Source organism: Nonomuraea sp. NPDC049758, assembly GCF_040674635.1.
Classification (GTDB): domain Bacteria; phylum Actinomycetota; class Actinomycetes; order Streptosporangiales; family Streptosporangiaceae; genus Nonomuraea.
Genome location: NZ_JBFAMZ010000009.1, coordinates 100938 through 121589 on the forward strand (window position 1 = coordinate 100938; position 20652 = coordinate 121589).

A 20652-nucleotide genomic window follows, 5' to 3' on the forward strand; every position below is an offset into this window, starting at 1 on the left:
GTCACTCGCTATCGCGAAACAAGTGAATCATGCTGTCGCGAGGCGCCTCTCCCCTGGTCAAGAGCCATAAGCTCTGCCGTACGCAAGGGTTGCAACATCCTCGATGGCGAATGGCCGCGCGGCAGATGGATCATCGAGCGCGGCGTGCTGCGGTCGGCCACCGAGGAGGCGGGCGCACGGACGCCGTCCGGGCGCCAGCCGCATCCGCTGCTTCACGACCTGGCCCTCTCAAGTCTGCCGACGTGCCTGAACGTTACGAACCCGACGTCTCCGGGCAGCCAGGCGATGAGGTCGAGTTCGGCGTTGACGGTCTGCAGGACGGTCAGGACCCCAGGAGGCCGAGAAAGGAGCCGGCCGTGGCGGCGGTGGCCTTCCGCTCGACCGGCTTGCCGTACTTCACAGGGTGCTGCTGTGAGGCGCCCACTCCAAGTGGGGCCCAGTTCACTGGCGACGGCACATCTGTAGGCTCTTGATCGGCGAAGCGCGGATATCTGACGCCGCTGTGCTTCTCGTCGCGATTTCGTCTTACTCGGAATCAAGGAGTGCCGTCGTGGCGATCGGCAAGGCAGTGCACGTCGCAGCCGGGTTGTTCCTGACCGGAGTCGGCTCGCTGATATTGCTGGCGTTCAGTAGCCTGGCCGTCGGCGTGCCCGTCGGGTTCCTGCTGGTTTGCGTGCTTCTTCTGAGCGCGGGACTGGTGGGCCTACTCCGAAGCCGGTACAAGGACTTCTTCGCAGGCTGGCTGCTGTGGGCTGCGGCATTGACCACGTTCACGGGGGTCGTGCTCTTCTAGTACTCCAGTGACACTTCGCGATCTTCAGTGCCAGTGAGAGATTGGCGTCACTCGAAATAAAGGGCGAGAGAGACGAAGAAGCCACCATAAGCGAGGAGCACGGCAGATGTTCCGATGCCGGCCAGCAGAACGATCGACTTCACCGCACCAGGCCTGATCCGGACGATGAGGGCTCCTGCGATGAGAGCTACACCGAGAACGTATCCGCCCACCAGACGAGGGTCGACGTTTGTTCCGCGGATGCTGCCGTAGCCCCGGCTCACGAAGATTCCCAGCATCAGTCCGGCCAGCCCGAAGCCGAACAACCCGAGTACCACCGACAGCTTTCGCGTCATGAATACACGCCTCCTCCGAACCTGCCCTGCCGAGACGGATCAGGCTACTCCGCCAATGGCACCCGCGATCATGGTTGGGATCTGCGCTGGCAGTGGCAGTGTCGGGCTGTTGCCTGGTGGCGGCGGCGCCGGTCTGACCAGCGCAGGATGCCCGTGATCGTGTGGGTTGTGGCCAGGACAAGGGCGGCCGGCAGCCGGCGGACTTCGGGAAGTGTCAGTGGGATGCGGTCGTCGGTGCCGGATGGCTGGGCGGCCGCGATGGCCACCAGGAAGCCCAAGGTGAGCAAAGCATGCTCAACTGATGGAGTGCAGACTGCGATCACGAGCCTCATCGCCATCGCCGGAACACTGCTCGGCGCTGCCGCCACCTATCTGTTCCAGGGGCGCGCGGCAAGGCAGGCACGATTGGAAGCCCGCGATGAGCGGCTCTGGCAGGAGCAGCTTGCCGCCTACAGTGCGTTCGCCGGCACCATCACCTCGTACCGATCCAGTCAGAACGCTCGCTGGTATCGCAAACGCGAGGACCCGAGCGGGGCGCCGTATATCAATGCTCGGACTGAGTCACTCAACGAGCGCACGAACGCCAAGGCGGCATTGTTCAGGCTCCGACTGCTCAACCCGGACGCTGAGCTCAATCGGCTGGCCTCGGAGGCGCTGGAGGCCACGACTGCCATTCACCATGCCGTGGATGAAGCCGCGAGAGATCAGCAGGCAGAACGTTCACAGCTCGCGCTCCTGGCCTTTGTCGAGGCCGCCTCGAACCACGCTCGCGGCCGGACGTCGATGCGTCCAACCTCTGGGTCGTCAACCTCTGCAGCCTGACGTGCACACGCCTGTCCGAGGCTTGGCGGGGTGAGCTCCAGCACACCGCGCACGCGGCCCGCGGCTTCCACGGCCAGGTGAGATCCCAGGTGTTCTCATCCAAGATCCATCGGCTTGCTTCAGGCCTTTCCCGGGTGAGGCAGGTCGGAGGCACTGGGTGGAGAACAGCGACGGGTACAGAGCCGACCGGCGAAACGTCCGCACCCGCGCCTTTCCCCGGGTCTTGGACGAAGAGCTGGCGAACGCTACTCGGGTATCCGCAGTGCCCGTATCCCTTCCAAGGACCGCACGGGCCGAGAAGTAGTGGTGTGCCGCTGCGGTAGCAGGCGCTGGACTCGTCGTTGGTGTTGTTGGAGGACGGCACCGGTAGCCATCCGAGCCCATGTGGCCGCACGGCTGCGCCGTCTCTCGGAACACCCCCTGGAACGACGTTCGACCAGCATGCTGGGGACAGCCGTGGGCGACCTCGTCGCCGGTCTGCCCGCTGTTCGCGTCCGCCACGGGCCGGCGCCTCGACCGCAAGGACGTGTACGAGCTGGTCCGGCGTGTCGGCCGTCAGGCCCGGGTTTGAGGGGCTGCACCCGCACAAGCCGAGGCACACCGTCGCGACGCTCGCCGAGGAGGCGGGCGTCAGCGTGGCCGGTCAGCTCCGCCACCGCCACCACGGCCCGCTCGGCCAGGTACACGTCGATCGCGTGTCCCGTCGCCGGCTGGACCTTGCACGTCTTCCGCTTGTCACCCTCCTGCTGCTCTACCCTTGCCTTCAAAACAGGCAATAGAGGGGTTTGCGTGAAGCCTGACGCCAACGGTTCGCTCGGTGTGTCCCTCGATGCGGTGCTTGAGCGCATCACCTTCGCCAGCGAGGAGACGGGGTACACGATCGCGCGGGTCGCCACCGAGCGGTCGGGGGCGGACTTGCTGACGGTGGTGGGGCCGTTGCTGGGGGCGCAGGTCGGGGAGTCGTTGCGGTTGCGGGGGCGGTGGACGTCACATCCGAGGTACGGCAGGCAGTTCGAGGTGTGGTCCTACACCACGGTGTTGCCGGCCACGGTTCAGGGCATCCGGCGTTATCTGGGGTCGGGGCTGATCAAGGGGATCGGGCCGAAGATGGCCGAGCGGATCGTCGATCATTTCGGTACGGGGACGCTGGAGGTGATCGAGCAGGAGCCGCAGCGGCTGGTGGAGGTTCCGGGGCTGGGTCCCAAGCGGACGAAGATGATCGCGGCGGCGTGGGAGGAGCAGAAGATCATCAAGGAGGTGATGATCTTCCTGCAGGGCGTCGGGGTGTCCACCTCGATCGCGGTGCGGATCTTCAAGCAGTACGGGGAGTCGTCGATCTCGGTGGTGCGCGGGCAGCCGTACCGGCTGGCCGATGAGGTGTGGGGCATCGGGTTCAAGACGGCCGACACCATCGCCCAGGCGGTGGGGATCCCCCATGACAGTCCCGAACGGGTCAAGGCGGGGCTGCGGTACACGTTGTCGCAGGCGGCCGACGACGGCCACTGCTATCTGCCGGCGCCGAACCTGGTGGCCGACGCGGTCAAGATCCTCGACGTGCCGGCCGAACTGGCCACGCGGTGCATGGAGGAGCTGGCGGCCGAGGAGGGGGTGGTGCGCGAGCAGGTGCCCGCCGGGGACAACAGCGTGCCGGCGGTGTATCTGCCGCCCTTCCACCGGGCCGAGCTGTCGCTGGCCGGCGGGTTGTTGTCGTTGCTGAACAGCGGCCATGACCGGCTGCGGTCCTTCGCCGACGTCGACTGGGAGCGGGCCGAGTCGTGGCTGGCGGCCCAGACGGGCGCCGAGCTGGCGCCCGAGCAGCGTCAGGCGGTACGGCTGGCGCTGACGTGCAAGGTGGCGGTCCTGACGGGCGGGCCGGGGTGTGGCAAGAGTTTCACCGTGCGGTCGATCGTGACGCTGGCCAGGGCCAAGCGGGCCAAGGTGATCCTGGCCGCGCCGACCGGTCGGGCGGCCAAGAGGTTGTCGGAGCTGACCGGGCACGAGGCCACCACGGTTCACCGGTTGTTGCAGCTGAGGCCGGGCGGGGAGGCCACCTTCGACCGCGACAACCCGCTGGACGCCGACCTGGTGGTGGTGGACGAGGCCTCGATGCTGGATCTGCTGCTGGCCAACAAACTGCTCAAGGCGGTGGCGCCGGGCACGCATCTGCTGCTGGTGGGCGACGTGGACCAGCTTCCCTCGGTGGGAGCCGGGGAGGTGCTGAAGGATCTGCTGGCCGCCGTGGACGTGCCGCGGGTGCGGCTGACGCAGATCTTCCGTCAGGCGCAGGAGTCGGGGGTGGTGACCAACGCCCACCGGGTCAACACCGGGCACCATCCGGTGCTGGCCGGCATGTCGGACTTCTTCCTGTTCCCGTGCGAGGAGCCGGAGGAGATCGCGGCGATGACGGTGGACGTCGTCGCGCGGCGCATCCCGTCCAGGTTCGGACTGGACGCCCGGCGTGAGGTGCAGGTGCTGGCGCCGATGCACCGCGGCGCGGCCGGGGCGGGGGCGCTCAACATCGCGCTGCAGGAGGCGCTGACGCCGGCCCGCGAGGGCATGCCCGAACGCCGGTACGGCGGGCGGGTGTTCCGGGTGGGCGACAAGGTCACCCAGTTGCGCAACAACTACGACAAGGGCGCGGCGGGGGTGTTCAACGGCACGGTGGGGATCGTCACCGGCATCCGTCCCGACGACCAGAGCCTGACCGTGCGCACCGACGAGGACGAGGAGGTCGACTACGCCTTCGACGAGCTGGACGAGCTGGCCCACGCCTATGCCGTCTCCATCCACCGCAGTCAGGGCAGTGAGTATCCGGCGGTGGTGATCCCGCTGGCCACCAGCGCGTGGATGATGCTGCAGCGCAATCTGCTCTACACCGCGATCACGCGGGCCAAGAGGCTGGTGGTGATCGTGGGGTCGCGGCGGGCGCTGGCCCAGGCCGTACGGACCAAGGGCGCCGGACGGCGGCACACGAGCCTGACCCACCGCCTGGAGCGGCGCTGAACCACCTCACGGGCAAGAGCGTTGATCGTCGCGTTGACGCAGGTTGACCTGGGGTTGACAGCAATTAGTGATGCAAATGTGACCGAACTCTCCTAAATGCTTCTGCGTCATACATGCAGGAGCATTAAAGTCTTTGGGGTGGGTTTGCCGCCCTGGGGGAGAGGACAGTCTTGAACGTTGCGCCCGCATGGACGAAGTCTGCCGCCGGCCTCGCGCTGCTGGCGGTTGCGGCCCTGACGGCCTCCTGCTCGAGCGGGAACGCCGCCTCGCGCGGGCCGGAAGCGCCCGATGCCACCACCGTGGCCACCCCGCAGGCGCCCACCGTCACCATCAGCCCCGCCGAAGGCAGCGCCAAGGTCAGCCCCGACAAGAAGGTCGTGGTCACCGCCGCCGGCGGCGCGCTGGAGGAGGTGACCGTCGACGGCGGCGGCCACACGGTCGAGGGCAGGTTCAACGCCGACAAGACCAAATGGGTCTCCCGGACGCCGCTGAAGCCCTCCACCAACTACAACGTCTCGGCCAAGGCCGGGGCCACCGCCGCCACCAGCACCTTCACCACGGTCAAGCCCGAGCGGGAGCTGCAGGTCGCCGACGTCACCCCCAACGCCAAGGGCGAGACCCTCGGCGTCGGCGCCCCGATCATCGTCACCTTCAACCAGCCCGTCACCGGCAAGGCGGCCGTCGAGCGCGCCCTGGAGGTGGAGGCCGAGAAGCCCGTCACCGGCGCCTGGCGGTGGATCAACGACACCACCGTCATCTACCGCACCGCCAAGTACTGGCCCGCCCACCAGAAGGTCACCTTCAACGCCCGCATCACCGGCGTCAAGGCCGGCAAGGGCCTGTACGGCGTGAAGGACTACTCCGCCAGCCTCAAGATCGGCGCCAAGGTCATCAGCAAGGTCAACACCAAGACCCACATGATGTACGTCTACAAGGACAACAAGCGCGTGCAGACCATGCGCATCAGCGCCGGCATGGCCACCACCCGCGAGTACACCACGACCTCCGGCGTGCACCTGACGATGGAACGCGGCAACCCGGTGCGCATGATCTCCCCCGGCCGCAAGAAGGGCGACCCCGGCTACTACGACGTGATGATCGACCACGCCGTGCGCATCTCCAACTCCGGCGAGTACGTCCACGCCAAGGACAACGTCTGGGCCCAGGGCGTGCGCAACGTCAGCCACGGCTGCATCAACTCCCGCCCCGACCAGGCCAAGTGGTTCTACGACAACTTCCAGCGCGGCGACGTCGTGGAGATCACCGGCACCAACCGCGAGCTGGAGTGGAACAACGGCTGGGGCTACTGGCAGCTGCCCTTCTCGCAGTGGAAGAAGGGCAGCGCCCTGCACGCCAAGTCCTGACCGCTCCCCCGCTCCCCCTTCCTTCTTCGGGCAGGCTTCCAGCCGCTCACCGCCGCCGGCAGGCGCGGCGGTGAGCGGCTTTTTCGACGGCCGGGATCGCTGTCGTGAACCGTCCTCGACGGCCTCTCGCCCTCGCCATCAGCGAAAACGCCTCGACGTGCACGAAGGGTTGCCATACGATTACCCACCGTGGGCATTCGTCAGGAACCCTCGAAGGAGAACACGTTGAAGAAGATCCTTCTCGTCCCCGCGATCACCGCCGGGTTCGTCCTCGCCTCGGCCGGCGCCGCGTACGCCTCCCAGTACGTCGCCTACGAAGGCCCCGGCTTCACCGGCCGCTCGGTCGTCCTGGACGCCTGCGGCGTGTCCAACATCCCCTACCACGGCTCCTACAAGTGGTACGGCGACGGCCAGAGCGGCCGCATGTACAACCAGCCCAACGCCTCCGGCGTGATGCACTTCGAACTGGCCTCCAACCGCAACGCCGAGCAGCGCACCCCCGTCGGCTGGAAGAGCATCTTCATCGTGTGCTGACCCGCCACCCCTGACCGGCCGTCCCCCGGGCACAGGGGGCGGCCGGTTTCGGCATGCGCGCGTACGGACGGCCGTGCGAGGCACACTTGCCAGTACGACCATCAGCACGCGCGGGGGGGCGAGATGGGCAAGAGCGCAGGCACCACCGCGAGCACCACCGCAAGCAGCAGCACGGCCACCAGCACGAGCACCACCAGCAGCGCCGCGAGCGCCAGGGCGACCAGCACCCGGAGTGCCTGCGCGGGCATCACCGCCAGCGCCACGGTCTTGGCGGTGATGTCGCTCCTGATGATGGCGGTGCTGTCCGGCTGCGCGGTCCCCGCCCTGCCAGGCGCACGCGAACGGTCCCCTTCCGCCGATGGTGAGGCATCCTCGCCGCCCTCCGCAGTGGCACCCCCACCGGGTTCGTCCCGGGAGGTGACTCCCCCGCGGCCGCAAGGCCCGGCGCAGGACCGCGCGCAGGACCGCGCGCAGGACCGCGCGCAGGACCGCGCGCTGGGCCGGGCTCAGGGCCAGACTCCCGGACAGGCGCAGGGAGACGGGCAGCAGCAGGGGCAGGACCTGGGGCAGGGGCGGATGCGGGAGCAGGGGCGGGGTGCGGCGAGCAGTGGATGCGCGGCCACGGCCCGCCGGCTCACCTCCGGCCCACACCAGCTGACCACCGCCGGTCTGACCCGCCGCTACCTGCTGGCCGTCCCCGACGGTCCCGGCCCCCACCCCGTGCTGCTCAACCTGCACGGCCTCGGCTCCAACGCCGCCGAACAGGCCGCCTACAGCCGCCTGCCCCAGATCGGCCCAAGGCGCGGCTACATCGTCATCACCCCCCAATCGGCGCCCGGACGGCTGGCCTGGACCCTGCCGCACACCGCCGGCCCCGACGACACCGCCTACCTGGCCGCCCTGCTGGACGAGGTCGAACGCCACCAGTGCGCCCACCCCGGACGCGAGTTCGCCGCCGGCCTGTCCTACGGCGCGGGCCTGGCCGCCTCGCTCGTCTGCGCCCTGGACGGACGCCTGAGCGGCGTGGCAGCCGTGGCCGGCATCCCCATCGCCCAGCCCTGCGCCCACCCCGTCCCCACCACGATCGTCGCCTTCCACGGCACGGCCGACCGCCTGGTCCCCTACGACGGCGGCCACCCCGAGCCCGGCGGCAACCTGCGGCACCTGGCCGCGCTCATCGTGCTGCCCCCGGTCGAGCAGACCATGGACGCCTGGGCCGCCGCCCAGCGCTGCTCCTCCCCCACCACCAGCCATCCCCAGCGCCGCGTCCGACTGCGCCTGTGGACGTCCTGCCCGCGGGGAGCCACGCTGCGCCTGTACACGGTGGACGGCGGCGGCCACACCTGGCCCGGCCCCATCGAGGTGCCCAGCCTCGGCGACACCGCCCGCGACCTGGACGCCAGCCGCCTCATCCTCGACGCCTTCGACCACGCCCCCACCCGCTGACCGCCCCGGACGCGATCAGGGGAAGGCGGCGGACGGGGAAGCCGGCGCGTGCGCCTCCCGGCGCCGGGTCACGGGTTGTGGAAGCCGACTTCGGGGTTGTCCGGGGTGGGCCCGTCGAGCAGGGGCCGTCTGATGTTCCTCAGGTGCTGGTCGAAGAAGGCGGCGACGTAGGCACGGGTGAGCGCCAGGCCGCGTTCGGCGGCGATGACGCCGGAAGCCGGCGGGCCGATCCTGCTCTGCGGAATGGCCAGGTCGGTGAAGCTGCTGTGCTGGGCCTGGGCGACGGTGAGCCAGCGCTTCCAGCCGCGCAGGGTCCGCCAGGCGCTGTCCCAGGTGTCGTCCTTGCCGGGGCTGTGGTCGCTCTGGCTGCCCATCAGCAGGAACGGGCGATCGCCCAGGCCGGTGGCGGGCAGGGTCGCGCTGATGGTGCCGTCGAGATTGATCCCGGCCTTGACGCGCTTGTCGGTCGCCATGGTGATGGAGGCGGCCTCGCCGCCGAGTGAGTGGCCGGCCATGCCGACGCGCCTGGAGTCGATCAGGTCGGCGCGTTTCCAGGCCGGGTGGCGGCCGGTCAGCCGGTCCAGGACGAAGGAGACGTCCTTGGCGCGGTTCCTGGCGATGGCGGCCTTGCCGCCCTCGGGGGGTCTGGGCTGGTCGCACAGGGGTGCGCAGGTGAGCAGGCCGACGCCGGGGAAGACGGTCCCCGACGATTCGTAGGCATGGTCGAGCGAGGCGACGACGTAGCCGCGGCTGGCCAGGTCCTCGGCCAGGGAGGTGAGGCTGGCCCGCGGCAGGCCGAGGCCGGGTGAGAGCACCACCAGCGGGCGGCGGCCGTTCTTGGCGGGCGGGCCGGTGTGGGCGTAGGTGCGGATGCCGCTGACGATCTCGGCGGGCAGCTCGGCGCCGGGGGCCTTGCGCCGCAGCAGGGACGCGGCCTCCTCCACCGTCATGAAGGGGGCCGGGGCGCCGGTGGCCGAGCGAGCGGGGTAGTACATCGAGACCATCAGCCGGCGCGGGCCCGATCGCGGGACCCACGGGTCCTTACGGCTGGTGTCGACCAGGTACAGGACGTCGCGGCCGACCGGATCGGGGCCGGTGGGGCGCGGCAGTTCCAGCCGGGGAACGGCCGCGGACGCGGCGGCGGCGGGGCCGGAGGGTGTGGCCGAGGCGGTCGGCGTGGCGCAGGCCGTGACGGCCAGGGCCAGGCAGGCTGCCAGCGGCCGGAACAGCAGGGAGTTCATCGGATTCCTCTCAGGGAGCGGTCAGACGTCGCGGCGGTGCACGACGAGCACGGCCAGGACGGCGGCGGCCAGCGGCCAGGCCGCGAACACGGCCCAGGAGCCGGCCACCGTGGGCAGGGCGGGATCATCACGAAGCTGGGGCAGCCCCAGGCAGGTACGCCAGACGTAGAAGGGCACCAGGGCGTAGAGGTCGTTGAGCCACTGGTGGACGGTCGGCCGGAAGAACGTCGGCACGATGACCAGCACCGCGCAGACGGACACGACGGCGGCCGCGGTGTGCCGAAGCAGCGCGCCGATTCCCATGCCGACCAGCCCTGACACCGGAGCCAGAAGCGCGTTGGCGGCCAGCACGCGCAGCACGCCGGGATCGCCGAGCGCGACGGCGACGCCGCGGCCGGACAGGATGGCCTGGCTGACGCCGAAGGTGGCGGCCGAGACGAGCACGCCGGCGGCCAGCAGCACGCCGCCGACGACGGCGAGCTTGGCGGCCACGACGCGGTGACGGGCCGGAACGGCGGTCAGGGTGGTGCGGATGAGTCCGGTGGCGTACTCGCCGACGATCGTCAGCGCGCCCAGGCCGCCCGCCCCGATCATGAACATGGTGGCCGACAGTCCGCTGAACGCCTCGCTCAACGGGCTGAACGTGGCCTTCTGCATCGGCGGGAAGCCCGGCCACTCGCGGTAGGCGTTCAGGCTGCTCTGGGCGGCGAAGGCGACGATGACCAGCGGGCCGAGGCCGAGCAGCCAGCGGGTGGAGCGCAACGACCACAGTTTGATCCACTCGGCGGCCAGCAGGTCACGCACGCGGGCGGCCGTCATCGCCGGTCACCTGCCAGGCCGGCGGCATGGGAGTCGGCGCGGTGGTCGGCGCGGTCGGCGGTCAGCTCCATGAACGCCTGCTCCAGCGAGGCCCGGCGCGGGGCGAGTTCGCGCAGCACGATGCGCCGCTCGAAGGCGAGCTCGCCGATGCGGGCGGCGCTCAGCCCGGTGACGGTCAGCGCGCCGTCGTCGTCCTGATGGACGCGGGCGCCTGCCTGGGCCAGCACGGCGGCCAGTTCGGCGGGGTCGCCGCAGCGTACGGTCACCGACGAGCCGGTGCCGCGGGCGGCGAACTCGGCCACGCTCTCCTCGGCGATCAACTCGCCCCGGCCGATGACGACGAGCCGGTCGGCGGTGTGCTCCATCTCGCTCATCAGGTGGCTGGAGACCAGCACGGTGCGCCCTTCGGCGGCCAGGCGGCGGAACAGGCCGCGCACCCAGCGCACGCCCTCGGGGTCCAGGCCGTTGACCGGCTCGTCGAACAGCAGCACCGGCGGGTCACCCAGCAAGGCGGCGGCGATGCCGAGCCGCTGGCGCATGCCCAGGGAGAAACCGCCCACCCGGCGGCGGGCCACGCCCTCCAGACCCACCTCCCGCAGCACCTCGCCCACCCGGCGGCGCGGCAGGCCGTTGCCGCGGGCCAGCGCCGACAGGTGCGCCGCCGCGGTGCGCCCGCCGTGCACGTCGCCGGCGTCCAGCAGCGCGCCGGCGTGCCGCAGGCCGGCGCGATGACGGGCGAACGGGCGGCCGCCGATGGTGGCGGTGCCGCTGGTGGGCCTGTTCAGCCCGAGGATCATCCGCATCGTGGTGCTCTTGCCGGCGCCGTTCGGGCCGAGGAACCCGGTGACGCAGCCCGGCCGCACGGTGAAGGTCAGCGCGTTGACGGCCCTCACCGCGCCGTAACGCTTGGTCAGTTGGTTGACTTCGATCACCCGGCCAACGGTGTCGCAGGCCGGGCAGGCGGGACATCTGGCCACAGGCCGGTTCACCTGCCGGCGGGGTGGCCCGCGGGCATAGGCCGGCAGGCCGATGCCCGCGGCGGCGACCGGTGACTACGATCGGCCGGGTGCGCGAACCAACGCCCAGGCCACCCTTGACGCAGCGGCTGCCGCACGGCGTGCGGACGGCGCTGTCGTGGTGCGCCGTGGTGGCCTGCCTGCCGCTGCTGTACGTCGTGACGCTGACCGACGGCGAGAGCCCGCTGCCGGTGGGCGCGGCACACATCGGGTTCGCCGCCGCGACGGCGGTCCCGATGGTGTGGGCCCGGCGACGGCCGTGCGCGGTGCTGGCGGTGCTGCTGGCCGAACTGGTCGCGGCGGTGGCCTCGGCGCAGCCCGCCGACCGGATCTGGCCGCTGCTGCCGGCGGCCGATCTGCTGGTCTGTATCGTCACGGCCACCCGTACGCGCCGGACCGGGCTGGTGGCGGCGGCCACCACGCTGATCGTGCAGCAGGCGGTCTGGCACGGGACCCTGCTGGCCCAGGGGCTGCGCGTCGCCGCGCCGGGCTTCCTCGCGCTGTCGCTCCTGCTCGTCCTGGGCGTCGTGGTCGCCTGGACGGCGGGCACCACGCTCCGGCAACGACGCGAGTACGGCCAGGCGCTGCGTGCACAGGCCGAGCTTCAGGCGGTCACGGCCGACCGGCTGCGCATCGCGCGCGAACTGCACGACATGGTCGCCCACAGCATCGGCGTCATCGCCATCCAGGCCGGCGCGGGCGCCCGGGTGATCGACAGCCGGCCGGACCAGGCGCGCCAGGCGCTCGGCGCGATCGAGGCCGCCGGCCGGCACACCCTGCAAGGACTGCGGCACATGCTCGGCGTGCTCCGCGAGCCCCCGGCCGCCGGAGAGCCGGAAACGTGGACGGGGCCGGAGCCGGGGGCGGGGGCGGGGTTGCCGGCGGGGCTGGCAGACCTCGACCGGCTCGCCGCGACGACCACGGCCGCCGGCCTCCACGTGGACGTGCGCCGCCGAGGCACGCCACGCGAGCTGCCTCCGGCCGTCGACCGGTGCGCCTTCCGCATCGTCCAGGAGTCGCTGACCAACGTCGTCCGCCACGCCGGGGCCCGCCACTGCCAGGTCGTCCTCGACTACGCGCCGGGCGAACTGCGTATCGACATCACCGACGACGGGTGCGGCACCGCCTCAACCGGCACCGCCTCAACCGGCACCGCCTCAACCGGCACCGCCTCAACCGGCGCGGGCTCGCCCGGCAGCGGGTACGGGATCGCCGGCATGCGCGAGCGAGCCGCCCTGCTCGACGGCCGTCTCAGTGCCGGGCCGCGACCGCAGGGCGGCTTCCGCGTCACCGCCGCCCTGCCGCTGCCGGAGCACGCCCCAGTGCGCGAGAGCGGCAGCAGCACACACGTGGAGGCACGATGACCGTCCGCGTCCTGCTCGCCGACGACCAGCCGCTGATCCGCGCCGGTCTGCGCATGGTCATCGACGGCACCGCCGACGTCGTCGTCGCCGGGGAGGCCGGGACGGGAGCCCAAGCCGTCCAGCTCACCCGGCAGCTACGCCCCGACGTCGTCGTGATGGACATCCGCATGCCCGGCATGGACGGCATCGAGGCCACCCAGACCATCACCGCCGAATCCCCCGCCACCCGCGTGATCATGCTCACCACGTTCGACGACGACGCCAACGTCCACGCCGCGCTGCGGGCCGGAGCCAGCGGCTTCCTGGTCAAGGACATGGCGCTGGAGGACATCCTGTCCGCCGTCCACGTGGTCGCCGCCGGCGACGCGCTGATCGCGCCCAGCGTCACCCGCCGCCTCATCGCCGAGTTCGCCGGCCGCCCCCAACCCCGCCCGCCGGCCCGCGAGCCGCTGGGCGTCACCGCGCGGGAACGCGAGGTGCTGACGCTGGCCGGGCGCGGCCTGTCCAACGCCGAGATCGCCGCCCAGCTGCACATCAGCCCCGGCACCGCCAAGGCCCACATCGCCAGCCTGCTCACCAAACTCGGCGCCCGCGACCGGGTCCAGCTCGTCATCGCCGCCTACGACGCCGGCCTGGTCGCCCCGCACCACGATCGATGACAGCCCGGCGACCCGGCCGGCCGCGGCGAGGCGGCAGGTACGCACCTGGCGGCCACCCGACGCCGCTAGTGTTGTCGCCCATGAGTCAGGTGGGACAGGTGACGGCCCGCGCGCTGCTGCGCAGGCTGGCCGTCGAGCAGGCCGAGTGCAGGGTGCCGTCGCTGACGGCGGCGATCGTCCGCGACGGGCGGACGGTGTGGTTCGGCGGCCGCGGCCGCGTCGGCGACGGCCCGCCGACCCCGGCCACCCAGTACCGGCTGGGATCGATCACCAAGTCGATCGTGGCCGTGGCCGTCATGCGGCTGCGCGACGAGGGCAGGATCGCGCTGACCGACCCGCTGGAGCGCCACCTGCCCGGCACCGCCGCCGGGCAGGCCACCATCGCCCAGCTGCTGTCGCACACCTCGGGCCTGACCGCCGAACCGCCGACCGAGTGGTGGGAGCGCACCCCCGGCCTGGAGCTGCCCGACCTGCTCAAGCGGGTGGGCCCCGACCAGGTCAGGCACCGGCCCGGCCGCCTCTACCACTACTCCAACGTCGGGTTCGCGCTGCTGGGCGAGCTGGTGGCCCGGCTGCGCGGCACCGACTGGCAGCAGGCCGTGCGGCAGGAGGTGCTGGCGCCGCTGGAGATGAACGCCACCACCGCCCGCCCCCGCGCCCCGCACGCCACCGGCTACGCCGTCCACCCATGGGCCGACACGGTGCTCACCGAGCCCGAGCACGACGCCGTGGCCATGGGGCCGGCCGGGCAGCTGTGGTCCACCCCGCACGACCTGGCCCGCTGGGCCGCCTTCGTCGGCGGCGACACCGGCGGCGTGCTGTCGGCCGACACCCTGGCCGAGATGCGCGAACCGGCCGGCGTCGCCGACGGCGACTCCTGGACCGCCGGCTACGGGCTCGGCCTGCAACTGGCCCGCGTCGGCGGGCGCCGCCTGGCCGGGCACACCGGGTCCATGCCCGGCTTCCTGGCCACCGTGTGGGCCGACCCGGCCGAACGCGTCGGCGTGCTGTTCATGGCCAACACCACCAGCGGCATGACCGGCTCCCTGCCCACCGACCTGCTCGACATCCTCGACGAGCACGAGCCGCGCCTGCCCGAGGAATGGCAGCCCGCGCCCGCCGACCCCGAGCTGCTGACGCTGACCGGGCTGTGGCACTGGGGGCCCAAGCCGTACGCGCTGCGGCTGCTGCCCGAGCGCGGGCTGTCCCTGGCGCCCGTCGACGGCAGCGGGCGCGCCTCCCGGTTCGTGCCCCAGGACGACGGCACCTGGCTCGGGCTGGACGGCTACTACGCCGGCGAGAGGCTGCGCGTGGCCGCCGACCACCTCGACCTCAACACGTTCGTCTTCACCCGCGAGCCCTACGACCCGGCCGCGCCGGTGCCGGGCGGGGTGACCGGCTGGCACGCCTGACCCGTCCCCTGCCGCCGCACACGGATCGGGCCGGACGCCGCCCGCGTCAGCCCGCCGGACGGGGACCGGCCCGCGTCCGGCGCGTCAGGCCGGTGGGCCGGTCAGGGCCCTTGCCAGGGTGGCGGCCGGGCCGGGCGGCAGCGCGCCGTGCACCAGCTCCACGCGGTGCACCAGGCGCGGCGCCACCAGCGGCACCCCCCGCCCGGCCGAGGCAGGCAGCAGCGTCAGCCCGTGCCCGGCGGCCACCAGGTTGAGCACGGTGTGCACGTCGTCGCCCTGGTAGACCAGCGCGGCGGCGAACCCGTCACCGGCCAGGTCACGCAGGCGCGGCAACGGGCACAGCGGCGTCTGCAGCCAGCGGGCGTCGACGAGGTCGGCCAGCCGCAACGCCCGGCGTCCCGCCAGCGGATGCCCCGGCGGCAACGCCACCACCAGGTCCTCCTCGCTGACACCAACCGTGGTCATCGGGCCCGACTCCGGCAGGCGCAGCGGGTCGCTGGGGGCGGCGATGCCGTCGGCCAGCCCCAGCTCGGCCTCACCCTCGGCCAGCAGCTCGGCCAGCCGCTCCCGGTCACACGTACGCACCTCCACCCGCAGCCGCGGCTGGGCGGCGCGCGCCTCGGCCAGCCGTCCGGCCAGCACCGCGTTGACCGCCAGCGGGGTCGCGGCCAGCCGCAGCCGGTGGGCCGGCTGGGCCGCCGCGCGCAGCACGTCGGCGCGCGCCGCCCGCAGGCGCAGCAGCAGCGGCCCCGCGTGCTCCAGCAGCCGCTCGCCGGCCGGGGTCGGCTCCACCGGGCGGCGGCCGAGCAGCGGCAGCCCCAGATCGGCCTCCAACGCCGCCACCTGCTGGGAGATCGCCGACTGGGTGTAGCCGAGCTCGTGGGCGGCGGCCGAGAAGGAGCGCAGGCGGGCCACCGTCACGAACGTGCGCAACAGATTCGGGTCCATCAGTAATGCTTATAGCAGGTGCAGACATCATCGTTGGCGCTTAAGGACGGGTGGCGGTCACGATGGGAGGCATGAGAATCGCCCTGGTCGCAGACCGTTCACCCAGCGTCCGGTCCCACGCCCGCGTCCCCCGCCTGATCGAGGCGCTGCGCGAACGCGACGGCATCGCCCTGGACCCCTACTGGATCCCCACCACCGAGGCCGGCGACCTCGACGGCTTCGACGGCATCTGGATCATGCCCGGCAGCCCGTACGCCAGCGAGGCCGGCGCCGTCAACGCCGCCCGCACCGCCCGCGAGCGGCGCATCCCGTTCCTGGGCACCTGCGGCGGCTTCCAGCACATGCTGCTGGAGTACGGCCGCAACGTGTGCGGGCTGGACGTCGAGCACGCCGAGAACACCCCCGGCGCCGAGGCTTTCCTGCTGGAGCCGCTGTCGTGCTCGCTGGCCGGGCACGAGGGGCTGGTGCGCCTGACCCCCGGCTCGCAGATCGAGCAGATCATGGGGACCACGTCCATCGTCGAGGCCTACAGCTGCTCCTACGGCCTCAACGACGCCTACCGCGGGACGCTGGCCGAGCACGGGCTCGTCTTCTCCGGCCACGCCGAGGACGGCATGGTGCGGGTGGCCGAGCTGCCCGGCCACCCGTTCTTCGTCGGCACGCTGTTCCAGCCGGAGCTGGCCGGCGACGGGCGGCGTCCGCACCCGCTGATCGCCGCGTTCGCCGCCGCCGTGCAGCGCCACGCCCAGCCCGCCGCCGCGGCCCGCTGAACGTCAGTCCGTTCGGGCGCTGCGGGTCAGCGCGTACCGGCCGGCGCTGACAGTCGGCCCGTACGGCGGCCCAGCAGCGCCAGGAGAGCGGCCGTCACCAGGCCGAGCACGGTGAGCCAGACCCGGTCGGCGGCCGTCTCGCCGTTGGCGAGCACTCCGAAGGCGGTGTGCCCGATCAGCGCGCCGCCCGCCAGCGCCAGGCTGTGCCGGTCGCCCCAGCCGCCGTGCCCGGCCCACCGCCGTACCAGCAGCGCGGCCACCACGGCCAGCAGCGCCGCGGCCGCCATCGGCGCCGCCACCCAGCCGCCCTGGGTGAAGGCCGGATGCCGGGCCCCGCCGAAGGGGAACAGCAGCGCCAGATACCCGAACGCGACGACCCCGGCCCCCACCGCCACCAGCGCAGGAGCGGGCACGCCCGCCGACCCGCCGGCCGCCTGCGCCGACCCGGCCGACGGCGGCGGGACGACCCGCAACGCCAGGACGGCCAGCGCCGCCACCGCCAGCAGCAACCCCGCCTGCACCGGCCACGGCGCCAGGTAGCCGGGGTCCATGAAGGCCGCCGTCCAGCGCAGCAGCAGCACGCCCAGCACGAACACCACGCCCGCCACCACCAGCCCGGCCCGCCCCAGGTAGGGGCGGTTGCGCAGCGCCGGGAACAGCAGGTCGGCCAGCAGGATCGGCAGCGCCACGCTGAACACCGCGTGGTAGGGGATGTTCAGCTCGGTGTAGGCGCTGTTGAGGCCCAGGACGCGCGGCGCCCACCCCGCCGCGCCGTACAGGGTGGGGCTGGTCAGCGCCTGCAGCGCCAGCCCCTCCTCCACGATCCCGTACGCCGCCCCCAGCAGCAGCACCGACCCCCACCCGCGACCGGCACGGCGTACCAGCTCGCGGATCAGGACGGTGCCCGCGCCGTAGATCGGCGTCCACACCAGCAGCAGCCACGCCTGGCGCAGCGGCGGATTGCCCAGCATGAGCTCGGCGACGACCGGGGTGAGCCCGGCCAGGACGAGCGCGGCCCACCGGCCGCGTGCCTGAAGGGAGACCATGCCCCCACGTTCCCGCCCCGTGCGGGGGCGGCGCTGCTGCCTTGCGGCCGGTGCGTGGCCACCGCGGTCGTGCACCGGTCACGACTTTGGTTGCCACGGCCGGCGACCACGGTTGCCGCACGGCACGGCGGGTGCGGGCTACGATCGGCCATGGTGTTCGGGGCGAACAGCCCGCAGACGGGCGACGAGAGTCAGGGCAGGCGGTCGCGGCGCGGGCGGGTCGCGGTTGCCGGAGGGGTCGTGCTCGCCCTGGCCGGCGCCGTCTCGGTGGTGTGGGGAGACCTCGCGCCCGGCACGCCCCGCTGGTACCTGTGGGCCGACGTGATCGGCGGCGCGGCGGCGTGCGCGGCGCTGTGGTGGTGCCGCCGCCGTCCGGTGGCCGCCGGGCTGGCCGCCGTCGCGCTGGCGATCCCGGCCGCCGCCGCCTCGGTCGCCGCCGGGATCGCCACGCTGGTCGTCGCGCTCCACCGGCGTCCGCCCGCGGCCGTGGCCGTCGGGGCGGCGTGGGTGGCCGCGTCGCTGGCCAGGTTCGCCCTGCGGCCGCCGGGGCTGGCGCCGTACCCGGTGTGGGCGCTGGTCGCGGTGCTGTTCGGCGGGGCGGTCACCGGCTGGGGCATCCTGGCCAGGACCCGCCGGCAACTGCTGGCCTCGCTGGCCGAACGCGCCCGCCGCGCCGAGGCCGACCAGCGGCAACGCGCCGAGGAAGCGCGCCGCGCCGAACGCCTGGACATCGCCCGCGAGATGCACGACGTGCTGGCCCACCGGCTGTCGCTGCTGGCCGTGCACGCCGGCGCGCTGCGCTTCAACGCCGCCGCCACGCCCGCCGAGGTCGCCGAGACGGCCGAGGTCATCCGCGCCAGCGCCCACCAGGCGCTGCAGGAGCTGCGCGGCGTCATCGGCGTGCTGCGCCGGCACCCCGGCGACCGGCCCGCCTCTGCCGAGCCGCCCTCCGCCGAGCCGCCGCCGGCCGGGCTGGAGCCGCTGGTGACGGAGTCACGGCGGGCCGGGATGCGCATAGACCTGCGCGAGCACGGCATACGCTTCGCCGACCTGCCCGAGCCGACCCGGCGCACCGCCTACCGCGTCGTCCAGGAGGGCCTGACCAACGCCCGCAAGCACGCCCCCGGCCGGACCGTCACCGTCGAGGTGCGCGGCACGGCCGGCCGGGAGCTGACCGTCGAGGTGCGCAACCCGCCGCCCGCCGGGCCGCGGGCGGAACTGGCCGCCACCGGCGCCGGAGCGGGGCTGGCCGGCCTGGAGGAACGCGTCACCCTGGCAGGCGGCAGGCTGGAGCACGGACCGGCCGGCGACGGCGGGTTCCGGCTGGCCGCACGGCTACCATGGCCCCGTGGAGGAGTCGCGGAGTGAGCCCGGCCCGATCCGGGTGCTGATCGTCGACGACGACGCGCTCGTCCGCACCGGGCTGACCCTGATGCTCAAAGGCGCACCCGACCTGCGCGTGGTCGGGGCCGTGGCCGACGGCGGGCAGGTCCAGGCCGCGGTCGCCGAGCACTCCCCCGACGTGGTGCTGATGGACATCCGCATGGCCGGCCTCGACGGCATCGAGGCCACCCGGCGGCTGCGCGCCCGCACCGGCGCCCCGCAGGTCATCATCCTGACCACCTTCGACGCCGACGAGCACGTCTTCCGGGCGCTGCGCGCCGGAGCCGGCGGGTTCCTGCTCAAGGACACCCCGCCCGAGGGCATCGTCGAGGCCGTCAAACGGGTGGCGGCCGGCGAGCCCAGCCTGTCGCCCAGCGTCACCCGCCGCCTGATCGCCCACCTGATGCCCGAGGAGGACGACCGGCGGCGCGCCGAGGCCCGCCGCGTGCTGTCGGCCCTCAGCGAGCGGGAGCGCCAGGTGGCGCTCGCCGTCGGGCAGGGCAAGCCCAACGCGGTCATCGCCGGCGAGCTGCACATGAGCGTGGGCACCGTCAAGGGCTACATCTCGCGCATCCTGACCAAGGCGGGACTGGACAACCGGGTGCAACTGGCTTTGGTCGTCCACGACGCCACCTAACGGGCCGGCGCCTCCAGCAGGCGCGCCAGCCTGCGCAGCGAATGCCGGGCCAGGGCCGTCACCACCGGACGTCCCGCCGGCCACAACGCCCGGCCCGCCGCGCCCAGCGGCAGCAGCAGCTCCTCGGCCCAGATCACCCGGCTGCCGCCCCGCCACGGCCGCACCCGGATCGCGCCCCGCCCGCGCACCAGCCGCCCGGTGTGCTCCATCAGCACGTACGACGGCGGCTCGAAGGCCACGATCGTCATCGTGTCCAGGAACCCCACCGGCCGTACCCCGGTGTAGGCCTCCACCCGGCGCTCGCCCACCTGCCGCGCCGACGTCATGAACATCCATTCGCGGTGCCGCGGCCAGTCGGTGATCAGTGCGAACACCTCCTCCGGCCGCGCGGCCACCTCCACCGCCGCGCCCGCGTACACCGGTCTCATCCCTGGCCTCCTCGTGTGCCGGCTCATCCTTCAGGACATGAGGTACGTGCTCATGATCCTGCCGGACGAACCCGGCACGGGCGCAGGGGTGGGCATGAGAAGGTCCCGCCGCCGGGCTGAGGACTGGGGAAGTCAGACCCGGCGGCGGGACCGGCATCGGGATCACGACCCCGGCGAGGAGCTCCCGCCGTGGCCGGCCATGCCGTACGCGGTGAGGTACGGCATGGCGCGGCCGGCCGGGTGGTACGCGGTTGCGCTGCGGACAACGGCCGGCCCCGCGTCATGGGGGTGACCGTCGGGGTGACCGTGGTGACCGCAGCGGCTCGCGGCCCTGACCGGGGACGTGCCCGTGCCCATCGCGGCCCGAGCCGCGACTCCGCCGTCGGCGAGCGTGGCCGTCGGCACCTCGACGACGGCCCCCGGCCCGCTGACGGCTGTGCCTGTCATGCGCTCCTCCTCCCTGCCCGAGCGGGCGACTCTGCACCGTGACTACCCCATGTCACTCTCCGTGAAGCTCGATGGCCGGGTAAAATCCCCGGTCAGCAGCCCAAAGACAGGGCTGCGATCACGTTGGGTGAGGGAAACGGCGGCGCGGGAGGCGTGTCTGCCGGAACTGTCGGTGCCTGGTGGCA

At 72.8% G+C, this 20652-nt stretch carries 21 protein-coding genes; 12 read left to right on the forward strand and 9 right to left on the reverse strand.

From position 1 onward, the window contains the following. The first annotated feature begins 550 nt into the window (after positions 1–550). On the forward strand, positions 551–793 hold the full coding sequence (locus AB0J46_RS24350) for a hypothetical protein (protein WP_364335655.1): 243 nt from the start codon (positions 551–553) through the stop codon (positions 791–793). A 47-nt stretch (positions 794–840) separates the two neighbouring features. Here the strand turns inward: AB0J46_RS24350 and AB0J46_RS24355 are convergent, their stop codons facing one another. Then, a complete protein-coding gene (locus tag AB0J46_RS24355) occupies positions 841–1128 on the reverse strand; it encodes a hypothetical protein (protein WP_364335657.1) in 288 nt (95 codons plus the stop codon). A 306-nt stretch (positions 1129–1434) separates the two neighbouring features. Here AB0J46_RS24355 and AB0J46_RS24360 point away from each other — a divergent pair, with 306 nt between their 5' ends. From AB0J46_RS24360 to AB0J46_RS24375, 4 genes are all read left to right on the forward strand, one after another. After that, positions 1435–1950 (forward strand): hypothetical protein, encoded by a 516-nt coding sequence (locus AB0J46_RS24360; RefSeq protein WP_364335659.1) that lies wholly within the window; start codon positions 1435–1437, stop codon positions 1948–1950. 789 nt (positions 1951–2739) lie between these two features. Continuing rightward, positions 2740–4953, forward strand: a complete 2214-nt coding sequence (locus AB0J46_RS24365; RefSeq protein WP_364335661.1) for an ATP-dependent RecD-like DNA helicase — start codon at positions 2740–2742, stop codon at positions 4951–4953. Between the two features lie 170 nt (positions 4954–5123). After that, positions 5124–6317, forward strand: a complete 1194-nt coding sequence (locus AB0J46_RS24370; RefSeq protein ID WP_364335663.1) for an Ig-like domain-containing protein — start codon at positions 5124–5126, stop codon at positions 6315–6317. A 225-nt stretch (positions 6318–6542) separates the two neighbouring features. Next, a complete protein-coding gene (locus AB0J46_RS24375) occupies positions 6543–6851 on the forward strand; it encodes a MiAMP1 family antimicrobial peptide (RefSeq protein WP_352329610.1) in 309 nt (102 codons plus the stop codon). A 101-nt stretch (positions 6852–6952) separates the two neighbouring features. Here the strand turns inward: AB0J46_RS24375 and AB0J46_RS24380 are convergent, their stop codons facing one another. Continuing rightward, positions 6953–7114, reverse strand: a complete 162-nt coding sequence (locus tag AB0J46_RS24380) for a hypothetical protein (protein ID WP_364335665.1) — start codon at positions 7112–7114, stop codon at positions 6953–6955. 154 nt (positions 7115–7268) lie between these two features. On the opposite strand from AB0J46_RS24380, the gene AB0J46_RS24385 reads away from it, so the two are divergent. Next, positions 7269–8297, forward strand: a complete 1029-nt coding sequence (locus tag AB0J46_RS24385) for a PHB depolymerase family esterase (RefSeq protein ID WP_364335667.1) — start codon at positions 7269–7271, stop codon at positions 8295–8297. Between the two features lie 68 nt (positions 8298–8365). On the opposite strand, the gene AB0J46_RS24390 is transcribed toward AB0J46_RS24385, so the two are convergent. Genes AB0J46_RS24390 through AB0J46_RS24400 form a run of 3 tightly spaced genes read right to left on the reverse strand, consistent with a single transcriptional unit; the run spans position 8366 to position 11289 of the window. Continuing rightward, complete coding sequence (locus tag AB0J46_RS24390; protein ID WP_364335669.1) at positions 8366–9538, reverse strand: alpha/beta hydrolase; 1173 nt, start codon at positions 9536–9538, stop codon at positions 8366–8368. Between the two features lie 21 nt (positions 9539–9559). Then, complete coding sequence (locus AB0J46_RS24395; protein WP_364335671.1) at positions 9560–10357, reverse strand: hypothetical protein; 798 nt, start codon at positions 10355–10357, stop codon at positions 9560–9562. Further along, positions 10354–11289: an ABC transporter ATP-binding protein gene (locus AB0J46_RS24400; protein ID WP_364335673.1), complete on the reverse strand. Its 936-nt coding sequence runs from the start codon at positions 11287–11289 to the stop codon at positions 10354–10356. The genes AB0J46_RS24395 and AB0J46_RS24400 overlap by 4 nt, the downstream gene beginning before the upstream one ends. 134 nt (positions 11290–11423) lie before the next feature. Between AB0J46_RS24400 and AB0J46_RS24405 the strand changes: the two genes are divergently transcribed. The 3 genes from AB0J46_RS24405 to AB0J46_RS24415 all read left to right on the forward strand — a co-directional run bounded on the left by AB0J46_RS24405 (position 11424) and on the right by AB0J46_RS24415 (position 14808). Next, the gene (locus AB0J46_RS24405; protein ID WP_364335675.1) at positions 11424–12737 is read left to right on the forward strand and encodes a sensor histidine kinase; all 1314 of its coding nucleotides are present in this window, start codon (positions 11424–11426) and stop codon (positions 12735–12737) included. After that, positions 12734–13396 (forward strand): response regulator transcription factor, encoded by a 663-nt coding sequence (locus tag AB0J46_RS24410; protein ID WP_364335677.1) that lies wholly within the window; start codon positions 12734–12736, stop codon positions 13394–13396. Before AB0J46_RS24405 ends, AB0J46_RS24410 begins: the two co-directional genes overlap by 4 nt. Before the next feature lie 80 nt (positions 13397–13476). Beyond that, positions 13477–14808 (forward strand): serine hydrolase domain-containing protein, encoded by a 1332-nt coding sequence (locus AB0J46_RS24415; RefSeq protein WP_364335679.1) that lies wholly within the window; start codon positions 13477–13479, stop codon positions 14806–14808. 84 nt (positions 14809–14892) lie between these two features. Here AB0J46_RS24415 and AB0J46_RS24420 read toward each other — a convergent pair whose 3' ends face one another. After that, a complete protein-coding gene (locus AB0J46_RS24420; protein WP_364335681.1) occupies positions 14893–15756 on the reverse strand; it encodes a LysR family transcriptional regulator in 864 nt (287 codons plus the stop codon). Between the two features lie 71 nt (positions 15757–15827). Here AB0J46_RS24420 and AB0J46_RS24425 point away from each other — a divergent pair, with 71 nt between their 5' ends. Further along, entirely contained in the window at positions 15828–16526 is a 699-nt protein-coding gene (locus AB0J46_RS24425) for a gamma-glutamyl-gamma-aminobutyrate hydrolase family protein (RefSeq protein ID WP_364335683.1), read from the forward strand. Between the two features lie 26 nt (positions 16527–16552). Here AB0J46_RS24425 and AB0J46_RS24430 read toward each other — a convergent pair whose 3' ends face one another. Beyond that, positions 16553–17572, reverse strand: coding sequence for a hypothetical protein (locus AB0J46_RS24430; RefSeq protein ID WP_364335685.1), 1020 nt, complete (start codon positions 17570–17572; stop codon positions 16553–16555). Between the two features lie 150 nt (positions 17573–17722). On the opposite strand from AB0J46_RS24430, the gene AB0J46_RS24435 reads away from it, so the two are divergent. Further along, positions 17723–18940: a histidine kinase gene (locus AB0J46_RS24435; RefSeq protein ID WP_364335687.1), complete on the forward strand. Its 1218-nt coding sequence runs from the start codon at positions 17723–17725 to the stop codon at positions 18938–18940. After that, positions 18921–19592: a response regulator transcription factor gene (locus AB0J46_RS24440; protein WP_364335689.1), complete on the forward strand. Its 672-nt coding sequence runs from the start codon at positions 18921–18923 to the stop codon at positions 19590–19592. The genes AB0J46_RS24435 and AB0J46_RS24440 overlap by 20 nt, the downstream gene beginning before the upstream one ends. On the opposite strand, the gene AB0J46_RS24445 is transcribed toward AB0J46_RS24440, so the two are convergent. Both AB0J46_RS24445 and AB0J46_RS24450 read right to left on the reverse strand, forming a co-directional pair. After that, positions 19589–20020 carry an SRPBCC family protein gene (locus AB0J46_RS24445; protein ID WP_364335691.1) on the reverse strand — a complete coding sequence of 144 codons (432 nt, stop codon included), beginning with the start codon at positions 20018–20020 and terminating at the stop codon, positions 19589–19591. The two genes, AB0J46_RS24440 and AB0J46_RS24445, sit on opposite strands and share 4 nt — an antisense overlap. 162 nt (positions 20021–20182) lie before the next feature. Continuing rightward, a complete protein-coding gene (locus AB0J46_RS24450) occupies positions 20183–20467 on the reverse strand; it encodes a hypothetical protein (RefSeq protein WP_364335693.1) in 285 nt (94 codons plus the stop codon). Positions 20468–20652 lie beyond the last annotated feature (185 nt).